This is a genomic window from Mycobacterium sp. 1081908.1 (genome assembly GCF_001673535.1).
Classification (GTDB): Bacteria; Actinomycetota; Actinomycetes; order Mycobacteriales; family Mycobacteriaceae; genus Mycobacterium.
Window position 1 is genome coordinate 12,980 of the sequence record NZ_LZLY01000104.1, and the last position, 22,608, is coordinate 35,587.

Annotated in this window: 10 protein-coding genes; 3 read left to right on the forward strand and 7 right to left on the reverse strand. The window is 67.6% G+C overall.

The annotated features are described in order from the left end of the window. Positions 1–101 precede the first annotated feature (101 nt). On the forward strand, positions 102–722 hold the full coding sequence (locus tag A5655_RS16820; RefSeq protein ID WP_067011790.1) for a MerR family transcriptional regulator: 621 nt from the start codon (positions 102–104) through the stop codon (positions 720–722). Further along, on the forward strand, positions 719–3,661 hold the full coding sequence (locus A5655_RS16825) for a DUF4349 domain-containing protein (protein ID WP_067011792.1): 2,943 nt from the start codon (positions 719–721) through the stop codon (positions 3,659–3,661). Before A5655_RS16820 ends, A5655_RS16825 begins: the two co-directional genes overlap by 4 nt. Here the strand turns inward: A5655_RS16825 and A5655_RS16830 are convergent. From A5655_RS16830 to A5655_RS16860, 7 genes are all read right to left on the reverse strand, one after another. Next, entirely contained in the window at positions 3,645–15,161 is an 11,517-nt protein-coding gene (locus A5655_RS16830) for a BTAD domain-containing putative transcriptional regulator (RefSeq protein ID WP_067011794.1), read from the reverse strand. The two genes, A5655_RS16825 and A5655_RS16830, sit on opposite strands and share 17 nt — an antisense overlap. A 161-nt stretch (positions 15,162–15,322) precedes the next feature. Next, positions 15,323–17,302 (reverse strand): serine/threonine-protein kinase, encoded by a 1,980-nt coding sequence (locus tag A5655_RS16835; RefSeq protein ID WP_067011796.1) that lies wholly within the window; start codon positions 17,300–17,302, stop codon positions 15,323–15,325. Between the two features lie 7 nt (positions 17,303–17,309). After that, entirely contained in the window at positions 17,310–18,518 is a 1,209-nt protein-coding gene (locus A5655_RS16840) for a hypothetical protein (RefSeq protein ID WP_067011799.1), read from the reverse strand. Next, positions 18,515–19,744 carry a hypothetical protein gene (locus A5655_RS16845; protein ID WP_231999182.1) on the reverse strand — a complete coding sequence of 410 codons (1,230 nt, stop codon included), beginning with the start codon at positions 19,742–19,744 and terminating at the stop codon, positions 18,515–18,517. Before A5655_RS16845 ends, A5655_RS16840 begins: the two co-directional genes overlap by 4 nt. 62 nt (positions 19,745–19,806) lie before the next feature. Then, positions 19,807–20,202 (reverse strand): hypothetical protein, encoded by a 396-nt coding sequence (locus tag A5655_RS16850; protein WP_067011801.1) that lies wholly within the window; start codon positions 20,200–20,202, stop codon positions 19,807–19,809. Between the two features lie 154 nt (positions 20,203–20,356). Then, complete coding sequence (locus A5655_RS16855; RefSeq protein ID WP_067011803.1) at positions 20,357–20,599, reverse strand: hypothetical protein; 243 nt, start codon at positions 20,597–20,599, stop codon at positions 20,357–20,359. A 50-nt stretch (positions 20,600–20,649) separates the two neighbouring features. Continuing rightward, positions 20,650–21,504: a sensor domain-containing protein gene (locus tag A5655_RS16860; protein ID WP_197508720.1), complete on the reverse strand. Its 855-nt coding sequence runs from the start codon at positions 21,502–21,504 to the stop codon at positions 20,650–20,652. A 393-nt stretch (positions 21,505–21,897) separates the two neighbouring features. Between A5655_RS16860 and A5655_RS16865 the strand changes: the two genes are divergently transcribed. Next, positions 21,898–22,608: a sensor domain-containing protein gene (locus A5655_RS16865; protein WP_067011807.1), complete on the forward strand. Its 711-nt coding sequence runs from the start codon at positions 21,898–21,900 to the stop codon at positions 22,606–22,608.

The window sequence follows — 22,608 nt, forward strand, 5'->3', positions numbered from 1 at the left end:
TATTCACGTCTCGACCCGCCAGGCGGGATTTCGGTCGTATCGGTGATCGAGCCGCGGCCGAAACCTTGACAGTGTCATCGTGACAGTGTCAGTATCGACGGATGGCCGACGTGGCGTCCTGGACGCTGGACGAGCTGGTGCGACGGGTTGCCGTCGGGCTGGCCGATCCGGCGTATCCGGGCGCGCCCAATGGCCGCGTTCGGGGCCTGCCGGATCGCCGGGCTGTCCGGTGGTACACGACGACCGGACTCGTCGACCGGCCGACCATGCAGGGCCGCACGGCGCTGTACAGCCCCCGCCACCTGCTGCAGATCGTCGCGGTCAAACGGCGCCAGGCCGAGGGCCGCTCGCTCGCCGACATCCAGGCCGAACTCGCGGGAGCGACGGACGAAACGTTGCGCAAAGTCGCCGCCCTGCCCGACGAGCTGATGGCGGCCGAGCTCGAGGAGCCGGCGCCGAGTCCCGTTCGCCGACAGCGCTTCTGGGCCGATGCGCCCGCCGCCGCCGAACCGGCGGCCAATGGTGACGGCACTGACAGTGTCACGCAGCTGGCGGCCGTCAGCCTGCCCGGCGGGGCGCTGTTGCTGCTGCCCGCCGGATCCGGGGGTGGCGGGCGGCCCGACGAGGACGACATCGACGCGATGCGCGCGGCCGCTCGGCCGCTGCTCGAACTGCTGGCCGAGCGTGGCCTGCTGACCCCTGATGAACGGAGCCCCTCATGACCGTCCGCATCACGTCGATGACCGACGCTGAGATCGATCGGGTGGCCGCCCCGGACAACGAGGCCGGCCTTGGCGCTCTGGCCACCGAGCGCGGCAACCTGCCGCTGGAGCGCATCGACGTGCGGGCGGAGATCACCGGGCTCACCAGCCGGGTCGAGCTGACGCAGGACTTCGTCAATTCCTTCGACGTACCCCTGGAAGCCAGCTATGTGTTCCCGCTGCCCGACCGGGCGGCGGTCACCCGGATGCGGATGACCGCCGACGGGCGGGTCGTTGACGCCGAACTGCGGGAGCGGGAGGCCGCCCGCCAGGCCTACGACGACGCCATCGCGTCGGGCCGGCGCGCGTCCATCGCCGAGGAGGAGCGGCCGGACGTGTTCACCATCCGGGTCGGCAACATCCTGCCCGGCGAACGGGTCAGCGTCGCTCTGACACTCGTCATGCCCCTGGCCTACGCCGACGGTGAGGCGACGTTCCGCTTCCCGCTTGTGGTTGCGCCGCGGTACATCCCGGGCCGCGCGCTTGCCGACGTCGCGGTCGGCGACGGGCACGCCGACGACACCGACGCGGTGCCCGACGCGTCGCGGATCAGCCCGCCGGTGCTATTGCCCGGTTTTCCCCATCCGGTTCCGCTGTCCATCGAGGTCGGCATCGACCCGGCCGGCCTCACGCTGTCGGAGGCACGCTCGAGCCTGCACGCGGTGTCCACCGACGACGGCCGGATACGGGTTCACCCCGGCGAGCGGGCCAACCGGGATTTCGTGCTGCGACTGCGTTACGGCGCCGACGACTTCACCGATTCGCTTGTGCTGGTATCCGATTCAGACGGCGACGAGGGCACCTATCAGCTCACCGTGCTGCCACCGGCGGCCAGCGCGCCGCCGCGCCCGCGGGACGTGGTGCTGGTGCTGGACCGCTCAGGCAGCATGGCCGGTTGGAAGATGGTGGCCGCGCGCCGCGCCGCGGCGCGCATCGTCGACACGCTCACTACCGGTGACCGGTTCGCGGTCTTGACATTTGACGATCGGATCGACCGCCCCGCCAGTCTGCCCGACGGGCTGGTCGAGGCCAGCGACCGGAACCGGTACCGCGCCGTCGAGCACCTCGCCCGCGTCGATGCACGCGGCGGCACCGAGATGGTCGCGCCGTTGCGCCAGGCCCTCGCGTTGTTGGGCGGGTCGCGCAACGGCGAGGCCCGAGACGCTGTCGTCATCCTCGTGACCGACGGGCAGGTCGGCAACGAGGATCAGCTCCTGCACGAGCTGTCCGGCGACCTGCAGCGGGTGCGCGTGCACGCGGTCGGCGTCGACCAGGCCGTCAATGCCGGATTCCTTTGGCGCCTGGCCAGTGTCGGCGGCGGGCGCTGCGAGCTGGTGGAAAGCGAGGACCGCCTCGACGAGGCGATGGACGCCATCCATCGCCGCATCAGCGCTCCTCTTGCGCACTCGCTGTCGCTGCGCGCCGAGGGGCTGGCGATCGTCGACGACACCACGAGCCCGGCTCGGTTGCCCGACCTGCTCCCCGGGGTGCCGCTGGTGGTGAGTGGGCGGTATCGGGGGAGCGCGTCCGGTTCTCTGACCCTCCGCGGCACGACGGGAGAGGGTGGGGAGTGGTCGGTCGCTGTCGCCGCAGAGCGCCTGGAAGCCCCGGCGGTGACCGCGCAGTGGGCCCGCGCGCACCTGCGCGACCTCGAGGACCGCTATGCCGCGGCGGCCGCGGAGGACTTGGATAAGCGAATTATTGCTACGTCATTACGGTTTGGTGTGTTGTGCAGGTTTACGGCGTTTGTTGCGGTGGACAGCCGCGTCGTTGCCGACGGCTTAGTGCCGCACCGGGTGATGCAACCCGTCGAGGTGCCGGCCGGCTGGGAGAAGGTCCGGGCGCCAGACCATGCCGTGTTTGCGGCGGCCGCGCCCCCGTCGCCCTTGGCCGGGGCCGCCATGATGCCGAGCCAACCCATTCCGTCCACCAGGACGCCCTCGTCGGGGAAATCGCAGGCACGAACGGTCAAGCTGCGCAACGTGATTGCGGCGGCGGTCGTCGGCGCGCTGCTCATCGGCGGTGGCTGGACCTGGTCGGCGAGTCGGGACGGTCATTCCACGGCGACGCACGGCGGCATTGTGAGCGGCAAGATTCCAGCATCAGAGGATAGGGGCGCCGCGGGCCAGACCTCCGGGACGAGGGCCGGCGTTCCCGAGAACACCGTCACAGTGCCCGGGGCACCGCCACCGCCGCAGGCCCCCGCGGACGCCACCTTCAAACGCGACATCATCACCACGGGATCGCTGCAGATGATCGTCACCGAGCCCGCCCAGGTGGCCGACCGGCTCGTCACCGCCGTCACCGACGCCGGCGGTCGAGTCGACTCGCGATCGGAGCGAACCGGATCATCCTCGCCGACAGTTGATCTCGTGCTGCGCATTCCCGCCGACAAACTCGACGGGGTGCTGGCCGATGCCAAGAAACTGGGAACTGTCGACTCGATGTCGATCGGGCACAACGACGTGACGTCGCAGCGTGTCGACCTCGATGCCCGCATCGAGGCGTTGCAGACCTCGGTCAACCGACTGCTGCAACTGATGGGTCGGGCCGGCAACGTCGCCGACCTGCTCGCGGCGGAGTCATCGCTGACCCAGCGACAGGCTGAGTTGGACTCGCTGCGGGCGCAGCGCGCCACGCTTGGCGACCAGGTTTCGTACGCGACGATCAACGTCAGCCTCTCGACCAAACCGGCGGCGGTTCCTCAGCCTGGTTTCCTGAACGCACTTCGACACGGCTGGCAGTCGATGCTCTCCGCCGTCCACGGCGTCGTGATGGCTGTCGGATTCCTTATCCCGTGGATACCGGTGTTGGCCGTCCTGGCGTTGGTTCTCGTGTTGGTGCTGCGCCGCAAGCCTTTCCGGAGTAAGCCATCAGGCGAAGCTAGCCAGGCCGATTGAGCTCGTCGAACCTTGCGAGCGCGGCGTCGAGGTCATCCTCGTCGAACAGTTCCGTCCGTTTGATTTTGTCGCCGTCGTACGTGGAGAGATCGATCGTGCGCCACTCGGCCTCAAAACCTTGGTGTGATGTCCCTTTGACAACCTGGGTGACGACCGCTCCTACCTTGCTCAACCGATGCACAGCCTCAATCCGGATGCCGGATTGCGGCGAGAGATCCCATGTTGCAAGAAGGTATGCGCTCAGACCACCGGCCGGGATTGGTGCGAGTCTTCGGTGATCGATATTCACCCAGTCGGCGGCCGCCTCGGGGAGTTGGCGTCTGTTGAGCGCTGCGTATGCGCGTGTGACGAGTGACCACGTGTGCGCGTGGGCGGCCGCTTCGCCCGCGAGGTACCGGGCGTCGAGTTCCTCAAAGGCGACGTCAGCGTCGTCAAGTTCGAATGTGACCATCGTGATGATCCGCTCGTTGGCGTCGATCTCGACGATGCCGAGCCACTCGGCGCCGACCTCGCCGGGCGAGAAGCCGCGGTTGAAGGCACGGGCATGCGCTAAGGCAAGGTACTCGCCGCGGGTCGCAATGACGCTCAACGATATCGTCTGTGCTCCGACGTCGACGGCGACTTGTAGGTCCGCGATGTGCACACGGCCACGTCGAACCCCTGCGTTCACGACACGACGGCGATCGTCCACGACAACGTCGTCGGCCAGCAGGTCCGCCATAGCGGCCCAGTCATGCGCCGAGAAGCACGCCTGGTATCGCTCGACCATACGTCCTGCGGCGTTTTCCAGTCGTTGCGCTTGCGGTTGAAGTTCCTCGAACCTGGCGAGCGCGGCGTCGAGGTCTGCCTCGTCGAAAACTTCAACACGGCTGTAAAGGTCGCCTTCAACTATGCCAATGACGATTGCCCGCCATTCGGCGTCAAATCCCTCTTGCGAGGTTCCATGCGCAACCTGTGTGATGACCGCCCCTTGGTCACTCAGCCGATGCACCGCCTCGATGTAGACGCTGATGTCCGGCGTGAGGGCCCGAACGCTACGAAGGTATCCGGCCAGATCCTCTGACTCGGTCATTAGCACCGCTCGATTGTCGATGTACACCGAATCCGGTTTCATGCCGGGAAGTTCGTGCCGATTGGACGCGGAATAGCTTCCCGCAATTACCGACCATACTTCCGCGTGGGCGGCCGCTTCGCCCGCGAGGTAACGAGCGTCGAGCTCTGCCAAGGCGGCGTCGATGTCTTCGATGTCAAAGCCGATGTTCGCCGCGATCCGGCCGTCGGCGTCGATTTCGACGACCGACAGAACCTCGGCGCTTATCTCATCTGGTCCCGCGGCGCGGTTCGACGAACGGATATGAGAAAGAGCGAGCCGGGCTCCACGCGTCGCAACGACGGTCGGAGTCAGGTTCTTCGGATCAACAATTTCCGCGATGACCCGCATGTCTGCAATGTGGGCCTCCCGACCGTGCCGTACGCCGCCGTTCACAACACGGCGGCGATCGTCACTGCAAATGTTCTCGGTCGTCAGCTCGGCCGTGGCGTCCCAGTCGCGAGCCGCAAAATACGTCCAGAAGCGTTCACTCGTACTGCTGGCGGCGTTTTCCGGTCGCGAGACCTGCGGGTGCAGCTCATCAAGCCGCGCCAGCGCCGCGTCCAGGTCTGCGTCATCGAAGACCTCGCAGCGATCGATCCGGTCGCCTGCGACTGCCAGAAGGAGAATCACTCGCCACTCGGCGCCGAAGCCTTCTACGGAAGTTCCGTGCGCGGTATAGGTGGCGACCGCTCCAAAACCGTTGAGCCGGTGCACCGCCTCGATGTGGATGCTGAAGTCTGGCGTGACGTCCCAGCTGCGCATGGCTGCTTGCGGAATAGCGGCGTCGACTATGGCGAGCGGCCTGTGGTCGACGGTGACGTAGTCCGCCGCAGCGATTTCGTGTCGGTTGAACGCGGCGCATTCTCCTGCGATTGCCGACCACGTGCGCGCGTGGGCGGCCGCTTGACCGGCCAGGTACCGGGCGTCGAGCTCCTCGAAGGCGGCTTCGACGTCGTCAGAATCGAACGAGACGTTCGCCACGATCCGCTCGTCTGCGTCGAGCTCAGTGACCTGCAGGGCATCGAGCTGAATCGCGTCGGAATCACGGCCGGAGGCGCGATAACGGGAGAGGATCAAGCGTTCGCCGCGGGTCGCGATGATGTCCAACGTGATATCGGTCAGCAACCCGATGTCGGCGGCTACCCGCAACTCTTCAATTGCGGACTCTCGACCGTATCGGACACCTGCGTTCACGACCCGACGGCGATCGTCGTGGTAGTAATCGCCGGCGAAGTCCTGTGCCATCGCGTCCCAGTCGCGGGCCGAGAAGTGTGCCAGGAATCGTTCTGCCGCTCGGCTTTTCAACCAAGGGGTCTGCCGTCGCAGCTCCTCGAAACGGGCGAGCGCGGCATCGAGATCTGCGTCGTCAAATATCTCGCAGCGGTTGGCCACGTCGCCTTCGAATGTGTAAAGGGCGATGTGTTGCCACTCGGCTTCGAGGCCCGTTCGGGATGTCCCATGTATCGCTTGGGTGATGACCGCGCCGCGACTGCTCAATCGATGCACAGCGACAATGTGGAAGGTGGCGTCCGGCATATCGTCGAACGTGTCACGGGCATACCGGACGATGTCGCCTGGCGCAAAAGCTATCCCGCGCCGGTGGTCAATGTTGACCCAATCTGGCGTCGTCGGGTGCATCTCGTGGCGGTTGAGCGTGGCGTGTACCTGAGCTATGACCGACCATGTGTGCGCGTGGGCGGCCGCTTCGCCGGCGAGATAACGGGCATCGAGTTCCTCGAAGGCGGCGTCGATGTCGTCGATGTCGAACACCACGCTCGCCCCCATTCGGTTGTCGTCATTGATCTCGACGACGGCGAGCGATGTAGCGCTGAACCCCTCGGGCGCCTGGTTTTCGCTGGCGAAGGAGACACGAAAGAGCGCCAGCCGCTCTCCGCGGGTCGCGAGCACAGCCGACGTGACATCGGTGCTCCAGACGTCGCCGATGGCCCGCCAGTTCGCCATCTCGACATCTCGACCGCGTCGGATCCCAGTGTTTACGACGCTGCGGCGATCGTCTGACGAAACATCGTCGGCGAGCAGTTCTCCCATTGCGTCCCAGTCGCGGACCGCGAAATGCGCTAGGAATTGCTCGCCCATTCGGCTTGCCGCGTTTTCCAGTCGCCGCGCCTTTGGACGCAATTCCTCAAACCGTGCGAGCGCGGTATCGACGTCGCTCTCTTCGTAGATCTCCAACCGCGGCTCGCGGGGATCGAAGAAAAGAGTGCGGGCCCATTGCAATTCGTTCCCTTGCGCGTCGCTACCTTCGATGACGAGGCTTGCAACAACGCCGTGGGTATCGAGAGCATGTACTGCCGTCGCGCAATAGCGGGCGTCAGGTACTAGAGGCCACAAATCCTCAATCGCCCGTCGGAAGTCTCCCTCTGCGAACGGGATTCGTCGATGGTCGGTAAAGGCAAGACGCTCGATCACCGGTCCCGGCTCGTGGCGGTTGACCTCGCCGAGGATGTCCAAGGCACGCTGCCAGACTCTCGCGTATGGAGCTGCTTCACCCGCGAGATACCGCGCTTCGAGTTCTTCGAACGCATTGTCGATGTCGTCGGGTTCGAAGGCGACGACCCCTGCCATCCTTTCGTCAGCGTCGATCTCGACAACGATGAGCGCCTCGACGAGGAAGGCCTGCGGCTCGGGGTCGAGGCGCGAGAAGCGGGCACGAGTGAGAGCGAGGCGTTCACCCCGGATCGCGATGACCTCAATCGCTGGCTTGACTCCAATATCGGCATACGCTCGCATGTCCCGCATTTGGGCATCCCGACCATGCAGGACTCCAGCACCCACCATCTGACGGCGATCGTCATGGCGCATGTCGTCGGCGAAGAGCGCATGTAGCTTGTCCCAGTCACGCGCGTCGAAGCATTCCCAAATGCGCTTGTTCACCCGGGTGGCCGCGTTTTCCAGCCGCGGAGCCTGCTGGTTGAGCTGCTCGAACCTCGCGATCGCGGTGTCCACGTCCGCCTCGTCGAATACCTCGCAACGGCTGAGCATGTCACCTTCCACCGTGACAACGGTGATCACCCGCCACTCGGCGTCGAAGCCCTCTTGCGACGTCTCACGCGACGCGTTGGTGACGACGGCTCCGAGATCATTCAGGCGGTGCACAGCCTCGATCGAATGCCTGAGGTCAGTCGTGAGGTTCCACGCGGCGTCAAGTAACGCAAACATTTCCCCGGACGCAAACGATGCTCCTCGGCGATGGTCAACGTTCACCCAATCTGGCGTGGTCGAAGGCATTTCATGCCTATTGAGTGCGGCGTAGGCCTGCATAAGGACAGTCCACGTGCGTGCGTGCGCCGCTGCCTCCCCGGCGAGATAGCGGGCATCGAGTTCGGCGAAGGCGGCGTCGATGTCTTCTGGGTCGTATGCGACGCGTGCCAGGATCCGGTTGTCGGTGGAGGTTTCGACGATAATCAGCATCTCGATGCGGAATCCCCCGGGTTGGTGGTCTTCGCTTGAGATGCACGTCCGGGACAGGACAAGCCGTTCACCTCGGGTGGCGATGATCGTCGCCGTACTTGTCTTCACCCCGATGTCGGCGAACGCCCGCATGTTCGCGATTTCGACATCTCGACCGCGCCTGGTCTCGGCGTTGACGACCCGTCGATGGTCGTCGACGGCCGTATCCGCGGTCAGTAGCTCTGCCATAGCCACCCAGTCGCGTGCGGCAAAGTACGTCCGGAAGCGTTCGTACGCTTGGCTTGCGGCGTTTTCCAGCCGCCGCTGCGCCTTTTGCTCCAGTTCGTCAAACCTCGCGAGGGCGGCATCGAGGTCTGCCTCGTCGAATAGCTCGGCACGACTGATCAATTCGCCATCGACGGTCAGCAGATTGACATTCTGCCACTCGACGTCGAGGCCCTCTTGCGATGTTGCGTGCGACGCGTGGGTGACGACCGCTCCGAGAGCGGTCAACCGATGCACAGCCGTGATATGCACGCTGATGTAATCGGTGACCTCCCAGATGGCATGGAGGTATCCCTCGAAACCCCCGGTCTCGACCGCCAGCCGTCGGCGGTCGACGTCCACGAAATCCGGTGTCGTTGGCGATATCTCGTGCCGTTTCAGCGCGGCGAATACGCCCGCGACGACCGACCAAGTGTGTGCGTGGGGGGCCGCCTCACCCGCGACGTAGCGAGCGTCGAGTTCCTGGATGGCGGCCTCGAACTGATTGGTGTCGAATGCGACTAGCGCCGAGATCCGCCCATCGGCGTTGATCTCGACGACATAGAGGAGATCGACGCGGAACGCGGCGGGTCCCTGATCTGCGCGTGAGAACCAGGCATGGGTGAGGGCAACGCGATTCGCGCGAGTGGCGACGACCTCTGACGCCGCGTGCGTGACCTCTAGGTCGGCAGCGGTCTGGAATTGCCCGATCATGACATCCCGACCGCGCTGGGGCCCGGCGCTAACCATAGGACGGCGATCGTCGCCGTAATAGTCTTCGGCCACCTGCTCCGCCATCGCGCCCCAGTCGCGCGCCGTGAAGTGCGCCAACCATTGCTCGACCGCTTGGCTTGCCGCGTTTTCCAGCCGCGGTGCCGGCCGGCTGAGCTGTTCGAACCGTGCGATCGCGGAGTCGATATCTGCCTCGTCGAATACCTCAGTGCGGTTGATCAGGTCGCCTTCGACCGTGAAAACCGCGGTCCCGCGCCACTCGGCGTCGAGGCCCTCCCGTGAGGTCTCGTGTGCCGCGTAAGTGATGACTGCTCCGAGGTTGTCCAGCCGATGCACTTGCTCGACATAGATAGTGATGTCTTGGTTGTGGTCCCAGCCGGCGCGGGTATACGCGGTCACGTCACCGGGTCCGAACGCGGTCTCCTGCCGGTGGTCAAAGTTCACGCAGTCGGGCGTCGTGGCGGGGAGTTCGTGCCGATTCAGCGCGGCGTAGCTCGCTGCGATCACCGACCATGTCTGCGCGTGCGGTGCCGCTTCACCCGCGAGGTAGCGGGCATCGAGTTCGGCGATCGCAGCGTCTATGTCGTCGGGCTCGAACACGATGCGCGCCGCGATTCGGTTGTCGGCGTTGATTTCAACGATGGCGAGGACATCGACCAGGAATGCGTCGGGCGCTTGGTTGGGGCCCGAGTAGCGCGTACGCGTAAGGATGAGGCGCGCGCCCCGGGTGGCAATGACGCTCGACGTCATCTTCGTGCCCCCGAGGTCGTAACCAGCGCGTATGCTCGCGAGTTCGACATCTCGGCTGTTTCGGACACCGGCACCCACCACGCGACGGTGATCCTCGGCGTAAAAGTCGTCAGCCAGGATTTCTGCTATGGCGTTCCAGTCGCCGGCGTCGAACCGTTCTAGAAAGCGCTCGGCCACTTGACTTGCCGTGTTCTCCTGCCGCAGCGACTGCATGTGCAGCCCCTCAAAACTCTCGATCGCTGTGTCCAAATCTGCCTCGTCGAAGACTTCGCAGCGGCTCATCAGGTCGCCTTCCATAGTCAGAAGGGTGACCTCTAGCCACTCGGCGTCGAATCCGGCCGGCGACGTCCCACGCGTCGACTGAGTGACGACCGCTCCGAGATTGCTCAGCCGATGCACCGACTCGATATAGATCCTGGCTTGCGGAGCGACTTCCCACGTAGCAGTGATGTACGGGATCAACTCACCGGGCGAGAAGGCTCTTCCTCGGCGGTGGTCAAGATTCACCCAGTCCGGCGCCGTCGCGGGGAGCTCGTGTCTGTTGAACGCGGCGAACGCACGCAGCAGAGCCGACCAGGTCTGGGCATAGGGGGCCGCCTCACCGGCGAGGTATCTGGCATCGAGCTCGGCGATGGCGGAGTCGAAGTCTTCTAGGTCAAATGTGACGGTCGTCGCGATCCGCTGCGACGCATCGATCTCGACGACGTTCAGGGCATCATTTGAAATCGCCTCGGGGTCGTGGCCGGCGGCGCGAACACGTGCGAGGACGAGACGCTCCCCGCGGACCGCGATCGCGTCCACCATCGATATCGCGAAGCCGACGCCGGCGGCCGCCTGGAGATCGTTGATCACGGAATCTCGGCCATGCTGGGTCCCCGCGTTCACGACCCGTCGGTGATCGATCCCGGAATAGTTGTCGGCGACGGTCGCTGCCACGGCACCCCAGTCGCCGGCCGCGAAGTGTGACCAAACGTGCTCGAATACGCGCGCCGCGGCGTTGTCCAGTCGCCGTGCGGGCGGGTGCTCTCCTTCGAATCGGGCGTGCGCGGCGTCGAGTTCGGCGAGCGCGGCGTCCATGTCTTCAAGGTCGAACCACACCTGCAACGCGACTTGGCCCTCTTCGTTGATGGCGTATAGCTGAAGAAGCTCGTCCTGCGGGGCTCCAGGACTCGCGTCGGAACTGGTCGTAATTAATCGAGAGAGAGCCAGCCGCTCGCCTCGCGCGGCGACCCACAAGTGGTTGACCCGCACGTCGCCCCGCTCGAGCTCGTGCCTCAACCCACGTCGCACCGCGTCGGATGACAACGTCACGCCGACGACCTTCCGGCGATTCACGATCGAGACGTCGGGTGCGAAAAGCTGCTCGAACTCGTCCCAGGCCCCGCGATGAATCGCGGCCATCACGCGTTCGCCCACCCGCACGGCCGCGTTGTCTATTTCGACGCTCGGAGCTTCGGGTAGCACCTCGGCCACCGGCTGGACGCGCCTGCCGAGAAGGTCATGCGCCTTCTCCGCAAGAGCCGCAGCGCCTTTTCGGTCATACAGGCCGGCGGCCCGCTCGGCGGCGGCCCGCGCCCCCGCGGCGTCGCCGGCGGCGCCCAAAACCGTTGCCAGGGAAAGGCATGCGTCGCCGTGATCGACCAACGCGTCGGTCCGTTCGGCCAGGCTGACGGCGGCCTCGGCCACGCGCCGAGCCTCGGCGTGATCACCGGCTCGCGACAACAGCCGCGCCCGCAGCGTGCGCCAGGCGATCGACGGCTTGAGCGCGTGCCCGGCGAGACGCTCGCTCTCCGAACATAATTCGTCGGCCTCGGCATCTCGGTCGAGCAAGAGACACGTGCGACCCAGCAGCGCCGCGGTCTCGGCGGTGTCGGCGTCGAGGCCCATGCGGCGAAAGCCGTTGTAGGCCTTGCGCAGGTTCGGCTCGGCCGCGGCGGGCTCGTCGACGACCAGTTCCACGATGCCGGCGAATTGTTCGACCTCAACTAACGCGTGCCGCAGGCCCAGTTCGGTGACCGTGCGTCGGGCCGAGTCGATCATCCGCCGGGCCGCCGCGGCGCGGCCCCGGAAGGCTTCCAACACGGCCTGGCACCGCGTCGAGGTCGCCTCCACCGCAGGCGACTCGGTCGTGATTCTTAACAGCCGCACGACGTCAAGGCACCGGCCGCCCGCGCGCGGAACCGGATTGGGTCCCCACAGCGCCGCGAGTGGCGCCTGCGCCAACACCGCGTTCACCCGCCGGTGCTCCCGCGCGCGCCGCGCCGCCGTCAGCGCGTCGTCCAGCGCGACTTCACAGTCGCCGATTCTTCCGAGCCGCGCGAGGCAGCCGGCACGGACGGTGTGCGCCTTGGCTTCTCCGGCGGAGTCGCCAATTTCGGCCAGTATTCCGGCGGCCGCACCGACGGCGGCCTCGATCTCGTCCAGCCGCTCGGGATGGATCAGCATCGACAGCTGCCCGTCGAAGCATGTCGCCCATGCCGCTAGCCGAGCCGAATCGACAGTGGCGCTCTGCAATTGCGCGACCGCACTCGCCGCCGAAGCCACGTCACCCGCGGCCAGCAGCGCCTCGCATCGCGCGACCAGCAGCTCGGCGGCGTGGTCGTCGCGGTCGGGCAGCTCGTCGTCGATCTCCTCCAGCGCGTGCAGCGCCCGATCGTAGAGGTCCGCTGCGCCTTCATAGGCGAGGCGGGCCATCGCCTGGTCCGCCGCACGCCTGCAGTACTCGACCGCCTTGACCGCGTTTCCCGCCCAAGCACATTCGAAGTAATGGTGAGCCAGCTCCGCGAGCAGCTCGTCGTCGGCGCCGGGCTCATTCTCCAGCGTCGTGGCGATGCGCTGGTGTAACCGCATGCGCCGCACCGATGGCAGCTCGGCGAGCAGCGACTGCCGGACGAGGGCGTGGTTGAACCGGTACCGACCGCCGGGCTCCTCGATGACAATGCCGGCCTTGCAGGCCTCGTCGAACGCGTCGACCAGGTCGTCGCCGACCACGCGCTCGACCAGATCCAGGGCGAACCGGCTACCGACGACCGCCGCCGCGGCGAGGCCCTTGTTCGTCTCCGGCGCCAGCCGAGAAAGGCGGCGGCTCACCGCCTCCCGGACCCCCTGCGGCAGCGTGCTCTGATCCCAACGCCCACCACTTTCGTCGACATGGCGCAGGGCCTCGATGAGAAAGAACGGGTTGCCACCCGTGACTGACGCCAACGCCCGGGCCAACTCCTCGTCGTTGTAGCCGGCCTCGGCGACGTAGGCGCTCACGTCCTCCTCGTCGAGCCCGCCGAGCTGCAGGCGGTTGGCGGTGCCGTCACGGTGAAGGTCGGCGAGCATGGCCGAAAGTGGGTGGGAGCGGTCGAGGTCGGTGCTGCGATAGGTGCCGATGATCTGCACGCGGGCGCGCTCGCCAAAACGCAGGAGATGCCGCAAGAGGAGCAGGGTGGGTTTGGCCGCCCAGTGCAGATCGTCGAGGATCAGGACGACGGGCGTGCTCGCCGAGGCGATACCCAGCAGCGCAACAACGGCGTCGAAAAGTGCGTAGCGTTCGGTGTCGGGGTCGGCGCGCGTCGGCGCGGCCAGATCGGGCAATACATCGGTCAGCGCCGGAACTAAGGGGAGCAGCGCTTCCACGCCCCGCAGCCCCCGAAGCCGACTGCTACCCAGGCACGGCACCAGCGAACGGAGGGCTTCCGCGAACGGCTGGTAGGGCGCACCGAGGTCCTCGTCACAGCGGCCGTAAATGACAAGGGCGCCTTCGTCATAGGCCTGCCGGGACCACTCGCCGGCCAGGCGCGTCTTGCCGACACCCGGCTCGCCGGCGATCAGCACCGCGTTCGTGCCGCCGGCGAGCGCGGTCTGCCACGCGGAAAAAAGCCGCTCGAGCTCTTGCCCGCGACCGACGAACGGCCCGGGGCCGGCCAGCACCGCGGGCAGACCCGGCCGCTCCAGGGGTGCCTCGCCCGAGGCTTCCTCGCCACGGTCTTCCGACGTTTCCTGGCGGAGCTCGAAAACGTGCTCCGGGCGCGCGAGGTTCTTCAGCTGGCGCGTGCCGAGGTCGGCGAGCACGACATCGTCGGGCAGGGAGTCGATCACGAGCTCGGCCGTTGCCCCCGAGCACAGGATCTGCCCGCCCGCCGCCAGCGACCGCAGCCGCGCGGCGCGGTTGACCGCCCGACCGAAGTAGTCGCCGTCGCGGAACTCGGCCTCCCCGGTGTGCAATGCGATGCGGATGCGCATGGGGTCCCGCAGCGCCCATGGCTCCTGAACGATCGCCTCCTGCAGCTCCAGGGCGGCGGCGGCGGCCGCCGACGGCCGCTCGAAGACCGAGAACGTGGCATCGCCCTCGCCGCGGGTCTTGATCAGGCGCCCACCGCGGGACGTGACGACCTGTTCGACAAGCTCGTCGTGTCGGGCGAGCGCGATCCCCATGGCGTCGGCGTCTGCCTCCCATGCGGCGGTCGACCCCTCGATGTCCGTCAGTAGGAAGGTCACGGCGCGGGTCACCGCCCGAACGTTCTGCGCGCCAGGGGTTTCCAGCGCCGCGTCCTGCGCCACGATCGCGGCCTCCAGCCGGCGCAGCTCTGGCCCGGGATCGACGCCCAGTTCCTCGGCCAGCAGGGTCCGCGCCCGCTGGTAGGCGCCCAGGGCCTCGCCCTGCCTGCCGGCGCGGTAGAGGGCCAGCATCAGCTGGGCCCAACGCCTTTCGCGCAGCGGCGCGTCGGCCACCGCGGCCTCGAGCTCGCCGATGATCTCGGCGGCGCGGCCCGTCGCCAGCAGCGCATCGGCCCGATCCTCCACCAGCGCGGCGTGGCCCTCGATCCACCGCGTCTTTTCGGACGTTCCCCGGCGGCCGTCGGGCAGTTCGGGGATGCCGCGCCAGAGTTCGAGGGCCTCCTCGAAGCGGGCCACCGCTTGGCCGGTGTCGCCGGCCGCGGCGGCATCGCGTCCCCGTCGCGCGGCCGACTTGTAGCGCGAAGCGTCGACCTCGCTCTCGGCCAGGGTCCAGCCCGCGCCTTCCGTCAACACGAAGCCGTCGCCCAGGGTGCGGCGCAGCGACGAGATATGGGTTTGCAGGGCCTTGGCGGCCGTGCGCGGGGGATCCTCGCCCCAGAGCAGCTCGACGAGGGTGTCGGCCGAAACGACCGAACCGACGTGCAGCCCGAGCATGGTGAGGATCGCGCGGGGTTTGGCGCCCGGGATCGCGACCGGCGTGCCAGCACGCCGGACCTGGAGAGGTCCCAAAACCCCCAGTTCCACCTCTAGAAGACTAGTCACGTCCGCAATCGTCGGTAAGACGATTCAACAAGCAGTCAAGATCGAGTAAAAGCCGCCCTATCCTGCGACTTCTGTGGGCATGCCGACTAAGGTGCAAGCGCGATCGCCGCAGGGCAGCAACACCTCGGACTTCTCGGCGTGCTTCAGTGGATTTGGTTGCTGAGCCTGCCGACGAGAGCCGTGTTGAGATACCCGGTGGCGGCGGGCCCGCCGGTGTTGAGCGCGGTGATGGTGGCGGGGTCGTCGACGATGACCAGGATCCCGCCGTACCCGCTGTACTTGGCGGGCAGGCCGGCGTATCCACCGCCGCCGGCGCCCGGGTCGGTGCGTAACAGGAGCATGACGTCGGTGCGCCGCCCGACGTAGTCGAAGTCGTTGATATCGAACGGGACGTCGGGTGGATCGCTTGGGGCGCGCTTGTAGTGGGTGCTGTAGGAAAACCCGATGCCCTGGAGGTAACTGGTGGGAGGGGACACGGCCGCGGCGGCGGTGATGTCCGTGCCGGTGTAGTTGACCGCCAGGATGGATTTGCCGGAAAAAGCAGGGTGGTCGGATTTGACCTTCGCCTGTTGTGATGTCGCGTCGTCGAGCAGCGTCTTGGCGGTGTCGGAGCGGCCGAGGGCCTTGGCGATCCAGGTCAGCTGGGTCTGCCAGGTCCAGTCTTGGGTGGTGTCGGCGGACTGCGTCAGGGTGGGCGCGATGGCGGCCAGTTTGTTGTAGGTGGGCTGGTCGATGTCGCCGGTGTCGATGATGAGGTCGGGCTTCGCCGCCGCGACCGCGGCGGGGTCGGTGGACGCGAGGATCGGCGCGGGGGAGTGCACCAAGGATTGAAGCCAGTCGGGCACGCCGGCCTGCGGCCGGGTCATGACGACGGGCTGCACGCCCAATGACAGCACGGCGTCGGGATCGCCCGAGCCGAGCGCCGCGATGGCCACCGGGCGGTGCTCGAGTTTGACCGTCCCGAACTTGCCTGTCAGGGATTGCGGGCGGTAGGGCGCCAACCCGCCGCTGGAGTGGTCGAGCATGCGGATGCCCACGACCGCTGCCACTACCACCGCCACGACCAAACATGTTGCGGCCAGGATCAACCGGCCGCGTTTGCGGCGCGGTGGTGGCTGCGAGGGAGGCGGACCCGGCCAGTGCCCGCCGGAAAGGTGCTGTGGCGCAGGGGCACCGGGCCCGCTCGGCGGGGTCGGCCACGTGGGTGGGTAGGTCACCGTGGGATTGGTCCGGGCGGGTGTTTCATGCCCGCCACCGGGCGTGCCGGTGCCGGACGTCGGGCCACCGGTCAACGCGGTCGCTGCGGCCGCGGCGAGCGCGCCCGCGGTCTGGAAGCGATCGTCGGGGTTCTTGGCCAGCGCGCGGGCGATGACGTCGTCGACGGCGGGCGGCAGGCCGGGGGTGAGGTCGCTGGGGCGTGGGACCGGCCGCATCAGGTGGGCCATCAGCATCGCGGGCAGTTCCCGGAATTCGCCGTACGGGGTGCGGCCGGTCAGCAGCCGAAACAGCGAGCAGCCCAGGGAGTAGATGTCGGTCCGGTGATCCACCGGGCCGCCTTGGATCGCCTCGGGGGCGGCGTAGGCAGCGGTGAAGACCAGTGAGCCCGTGGCGGTCAATGTCGTGGCGTCATCCAGGGCGCGGGCAATACCGAAGTCTGCCAACAACACTCGTTCCTGGTCCGGAACGCCGGGCGAGGCCAGCAGGAAGTTGCCGGGTTTGATGTCGCGGTGCAGGATGCGGCGGGAGTGCGCGTAGTCGAGCGCCTTTGCGACGTCGCTCACGATGCGCACGATCCGGGTCGGGGTGAGGTTCGCGGCGGCCAGATCGCTTGCGGCCGTGCCGTCGACGTATTCCATCGCGATCCACAGCTGGCCGTCGTCGGTTTCGCCGCGGTTGAACACGGTGACGATGTTCGGGTGGCTCAGCGTGGCGGCCAGGTCGGCTTCGCGGGTGAACCGGGCGCGGAACTGCTCGTCGACGGAGAGTTCGGCCGACAGGATCTTCAGGGCATCGCTGCGGGGCAGGGTGGGGTGGCGGGCCAAGTAGACCGTACCCATCCCGCCGGAGCCCAATACGCCTTCGATGCGGTAGCCGGCAATGACGGTTCCGATGGCTAGCGGCATGGCCGGCTCATTTCCCGGTCAGCATGCGGTACTGCGCGGCCATCATCTGGTGCAGCGCGGTTTCCTGTTCGTTTTGGATGAAATAGGCGTAGCGGTCCGCACCCGCCACGCACCAAAAGGCCAATGTTTCGGTAAAGCATTTCGCTTTGGGCATCCCGCTGATCCCGCCGACCCGGTGCGGGCCGGAATAATCGGCCACGATGCGGGCCGCCGAGCCGGCGTCGGGCGTTTGGTAGACGCGGATTTCGGCGACCTCGGCTACCTGTTGGACCCCAACGGATTTGAACAGTGCCTGCATGTGAGCCGCGTCGTCGGGCTCGAGGTGCAGGGCGCCATGAGCGTCGTACACGCCGTCACTGACGACCTCGTTTTCGGAGCGTTTCGGCAAGGTGCGGGCCAGCAGGCCGTCGGGGTCCAGCGGTAGTTGAGCCAGCTGGTCGTACGGGGTGGGCTTGAACTTGTCGATGAGCGGCTGCTGCAGATCCAGCGTGGTGGCGATCAGTTGCGCCGCAATATCGGTGTTTTCGGCGGAGATGGCGGTTTGGGCCAAGACGTATTGGCCGTGCGCGGTCACGGCCGTCACCGAAAATCGCGGTTCACCGGGGTTCGGGTAATCGTCGGTCCACCGGTAGGTCACCGCTGCGGTGCCGGCATAGCGGGGGATCGAAATGCGCTGGGTGGGAACGGGCTTGGTATCGAACGGCTGTGTCAGGGCCGCGCTCTTGGCCGCCATGGCCGCGACCGCGGCCGTGGCGTCGGCCGGCGTGTCCAACTCCAAGGCGATGTTGAGCAGGCTTTTGTACGGCCCGGCGCCGGTGTGGCGGGAACTGGAAAACCCGGCCACGAAGCGGTGACCCGCGAGTCCGTCACCCATCGGGGCGCCCAGCAAGGCGTTGACCCCGTCGTTGGCCTTGACCGGACCGGTATCGACTTGGGCGTATTGAGTCAGGGCGGCATCGACTTCCCACGGGCCCACCACGTTGGAGGCGAGGCGGCGCGCCTCCGCCCACCCGCCCTCTCGAGGGTTGCCCGCGACACCCAGCGGCGGTCGCGGCGTGGTCGGAAAGTTCCCCACGTCGAGCAACGCAACCTCGACCCCGTCCCAGCCGCCCGCACCCTGCGCCGTGGTGGCGGTCCCGTCGATCGTGGAACTGCACCCAACCGCGGTCGCGGCCACCACCGCGACGGCGACCCAGATTCGCGCCACTGTTTTCATGAGCCGGTCAGCATCAGGTATTGGGAGGCGATGAGCTGGTGGGCGTCCAGTTCTTGGCCGGCAGTGGCTTTGAACGCGTACCGGTCGGCCGCGGCGATGCACAGGTAGCGCACCGTCGCCAGGTCGGGGTTGTCGGAGCCCCGGTCAAAGCAGCGCGCGGACGGCAGCCCGCTGATGCCGGGCGCCGATTTGTAGCCCAGGAACGGGACATCAATGCGAACCAGCCCGTCGACGGCCCGAAGCGCGCCGGTCGTGTCGACCGCCTCATAGACGGTGGTCCGGTCGACCGAGACCCGCTGGATGCCGGCGTCGTTGTACATCGCCTGGGTGGCCACCGGGTCGGAGCGAAAGTTCAGTGCCCCACGCGGTTCGTACACCGTGGCCTGGTTGACGGTGGGGTTGGTGGCGGGAACGGTGCGGGCCAGCAACCCGGTGGGGTCGGCGGGCAGGCTGGCCAGCTGTTCCACCGGGGTGGCCTGGAAATGGTCGGCCGAGGGCCCCTGCAGGTCAAGGGTTTTGGCAATCATGTCCGCGGCCACGTCGGCGCTTTCCTTGGAGCCGACGTACTGAAACAGCACGTAGGGGCCGTGGGCGGTGAACGCCTCGGCCTCGAATCCTCCGGAGACGGCGGCGACGTTGGCCAAAGCGGTGGGGTAGCGCGGGATTGGCAAGCGCCTGGCGGGCACGTTGCCCGCGCGCGGGATGGCCAGGTTGGCGGCGGCCATCGCCGACGCGGCCGCCGCCGCGTCCTGCGGGCCGGCGAAGCGCAGCACCGCGTTGTCGAGGATCTTGGGTCTGTCCGTCGTCGCGCTGGGTTGTCCCGCCGGTGTGGGAACCGTGGCGCGCCCGCTGACGAATCCCACCACAAAGTGGTGGGCACCCGCTTGGTCGCCGATGGCGGTGCCGAACACCAGCGCCGAGAGAGACCGAATGTCGGTGAGCGCGGTGGTGGGCGCCAGATCTGACTGCACGGAGATCAGCTTCGGGTCCACTTCCCACGGCCCGGTCACCATGCTGGCCATCCGCTGCGCTTCGAGGCGGCGCCCGGCGTCCTCGTTGGGCACGGTGCCGAGCGGCGCCCGGGGCCGGCGCGGGTAGTTGCCGGGATCGAGCAAGGCGACATTGGCTGCCGGGGGAGCCGGCCCGCCGGATTTGACGGCGCTCCCGGTCACCACCGACGTGCAACCGCTGCCCAGCAGGAGGAACAACACGGCCATCAATGCCATGGGCGCCCGGCCTGGCCGCCGGCCGACAAGACCCGCACCGCGGGCCGTGTCGTGAACGTCTTTCACCGACGCTCACCCCGATCGAAGTCGCGGGCCTCCGACTCCGCGCGGCCCGCCGTTTTGCCCGACCAGCGACGCAACGTCATGCGATCGACCCCGACCGCACGGGCGACCGACCGCTCGGAGACGTTGTCCGCGACGGCCATCACCGCGATCTGACGAACACGTGCGCGCAGCCGCAACTCCTCGGCGCGGGCACGGTCCCAGTCCGCGCCGGCGTCGGCCAGATCGGTTGTGCCATGGAGGTATTCGAGCGCCGCGTCGACGGCGGCGTGCTGTAGCCGGGGGTTATTCGGGTACAGCAGCGCGGCATCGCGCGCGGCGCGTCGCAGGCGGACCCGCTGACTGGCATCCAGCGGGGTTTCCGGGCTCAGCGCGCCAACGGGCGCGGCGGTCACCGATGCCCTGCTATTCCCCACGGCACGCCCCTTTCGCACCCCCGGGCACGTCAACAACCCGACCACGGCCTGGCGGGCCGCGAATGGTAGCTGATGCTACCAGCGCGCTTGGCCGACATCCGGGGATTCGGGGGGACGCCGGGCGTCGCCGGGGTCACGGGAACGATCCCGAGGCGACGGGTGTACCAGCATCGAGCGAATCACGTTGACGCCCTTGGCGTGTGGTCAACGGCAACGCAACCAAAGCCAGGGCGATGGGTGCCGCGAACGACAGCACGACGATGGCGACCCGACCGGGGGTGCCGAACCACAGCGCGGCCAGCGGCGCAAGCTGCAAAATTCGGAATGCCCACCACATCTGATACCCGCCGACGAGGAGCGCCGGGGTGCCGATCATCGCACGCCGCGGACCTCGGCCGCGAACGGGAATCCTCCTGGGGTTCATGGTCATTGAGCGCTCACCCGGTCGGCCATCCGCGCGGCCTCCGTGACGGCCTGGTCGGTACGGTTGAATCCACAGCTGCGGGTGTCGATCACAACGTTGTTGCGTGCGGTCAACGCCCGCTGGCACGCCCAGCCGCGGGCGCCTTCCTGGGTGAACACCACGCTGAGCATGCCGTCTCGGTTGGTGACCGTGCCGACGGTAAAGGTGACGGACCCCTCGGCCGGCGTCGTTAGCGTCAGCGGCTTGCCGTCGCACTTCCCCCAGCTCTCGGCTTGCTGAGCGGCGAACTTGGTCGCCGACTCGGCGCTGGGGTAGTCGACGACCGCCTGGCTGACGAGATGGCCGTCTCCGCGCAGAAATTGCGTCTGCACGCCCAGGTAACCGCTTCCTCGCAGCGCCTCGGTCAACGCCGGATGCTGGATTCCCTCGCAATCGGGCCTGTCGCTGGACAATTCGCTGAACGGCGAATCCGCGTGGGGGTCGGGTATCGCCCGGATGTCGGTGGCCCCTTCGATGCTGTTGACGATTCCGGCATCCAGCAGCAGCCTGGGCAGCGCCTCAAGCGGCACGATCGGTGCGGGCGGCGCCTGGCTCGGCGCGATCGACACCGAGGGGGAGTCCGGTGCCGGGCCGGCAGCCGAGCGCCCCGGTGCGGGGTCGGGTTCGCTCGCGACAGCGATCAGCCCGGTGCACACGGTGACGGCCACGACCGCGGCCGTCACGCCGCCGATCCAGGCCCACTTGCGACGGTCGTCGCGTCGCTCGGTCGGCGGCGGATAGGCCGGGCCCGGCCAGCCCCCGTAAGCCCACGGTGGGGGTGCTGGCGGCACCGGCGGGCCGGCGGGGAATGCGGGCATCCGGCGGGGGATGACCGTGGTTGCATCGTCGCTGCCGCCTGCGACAGACGGGGCCCACCGGGCCGGACGTGGTGGCGCGACCCGTGAGCCGGGGTGCCGGCGTTCGGGACCAGCTGGGTAGGGGCTCGGCTGAGCGGTCATCGGATGTCCTTTCGGGATGTGCGGCAGCGCCCGCGCTCGTGATTCGAATTAGAGCACGCAAGTCGTAGCGACGCAACAATAAAGTCGTTGCATCGCTACGACAAAGTTGCTAGCGTGCGTCTCAGACCTGAAGCGGCACTGCCCGCCAGCCCGATAGGAGGACCCACCATGACTGCTTGCTCGCGGACGCCGTCTGAGCCGCCGGTCGGCCGCGCCGCCAGGCGTTTCCGCGGCCGGCGCACCCACCGTCTCGTGGCCACCACGCAACTGGTCGTGGTCGCCGCGGCGGGCTTGTGCCTGTTGTTGACCGGCTGCACCGTCGCGGCTACCGGGCGACCGGCGGCCGCCCCGGACCTGGGCCGTTGGCAGCCCCCGCCGATCCTCACTCCCCGGCTGGGTGACCTGCTGCTCAGCGCCGGTGACGTCAATTCCGTCGGGCACACCCGGGGCATGACACTGCGCACGCCGATCGCGAAGATGGGCCACGCCGAGGACCTGGTTTCCAACCCGAGCTGTCTGGACGCCTACTCACCGATCCAGGCCGCGGCCTACCAAGGCAGCAACTGGACGGCGGTGCAGGGACAGATCCTGGACGACGCCGCATCGCCGGCCGATCCGATCAAGCACGCCCTGGTACAGGCGCTGGTCGCATTCCGCGACGCCGATTCGGCCCAGCAATACTTCGGCCAGGCCAAACCGCGCTGGTCGGCGTGCGCCAACCGCCCGCTGACCGTCAACCGCCCCGGGCGTTCCCCGGTGAGATGGACGTTCGGCGACTTGGCGGCGACCGACAGCACGCTGAGCATCCTGCAAACCGAGGAGGGCGGCGGCGGGTTTGCCTGCCACCGCGCGATGGGGCTCGCCAACAACGTCATCATCGACGCCCTCTGGTGTGGAACGGACACCAGCAACCAAGCGGGCCAGGTGGTCGGCAAGATCGCCGCCGCCATCTCGCAAGCGTGA

What these genes read in the sequence shown, in the direction of transcription:
- A5655_RS16820 (WP_067011790.1), top strand. Translation starts at nt 102, where the DNA reads ATGGCCGACGTGGCGTCCTGGACGCTGGACGAGCTGGTGCGACGGGTT.
- A5655_RS16825 (WP_067011792.1), top strand. Translation starts at nt 719, where the DNA reads ATGACCGTCCGCATCACGTCGATGACCGACGCTGAGATCGATCGGGTG.
- A5655_RS16835 (WP_067011796.1), bottom strand. Translation starts at nt 17,302, where the DNA reads ATGCCGCTAGCCATCGGAACCGTCATTGCCGGCTACCGCATCGAAGGC.
- A5655_RS16840 (WP_067011799.1), bottom strand. Translation starts at nt 18,518, where the DNA reads ATGAAAACAGTGGCGCGAATCTGGGTCGCCGTCGCGGTGGTGGCCGCG.
- A5655_RS16845 (WP_231999182.1), bottom strand. Translation starts at nt 19,744, where the DNA reads ATGGCATTGATGGCCGTGTTGTTCCTCCTGCTGGGCAGCGGTTGCACG.
- A5655_RS16855 (WP_067011803.1), bottom strand. Translation starts at nt 20,599, where the DNA reads ATGATCGGCACCCCGGCGCTCCTCGTCGGCGGGTATCAGATGTGGTGG.
- A5655_RS16860 (WP_197508720.1), bottom strand. Translation starts at nt 21,504, where the DNA reads ATGCCCGCATTCCCCGCCGGCCCGCCGGTGCCGCCAGCACCCCCACCG.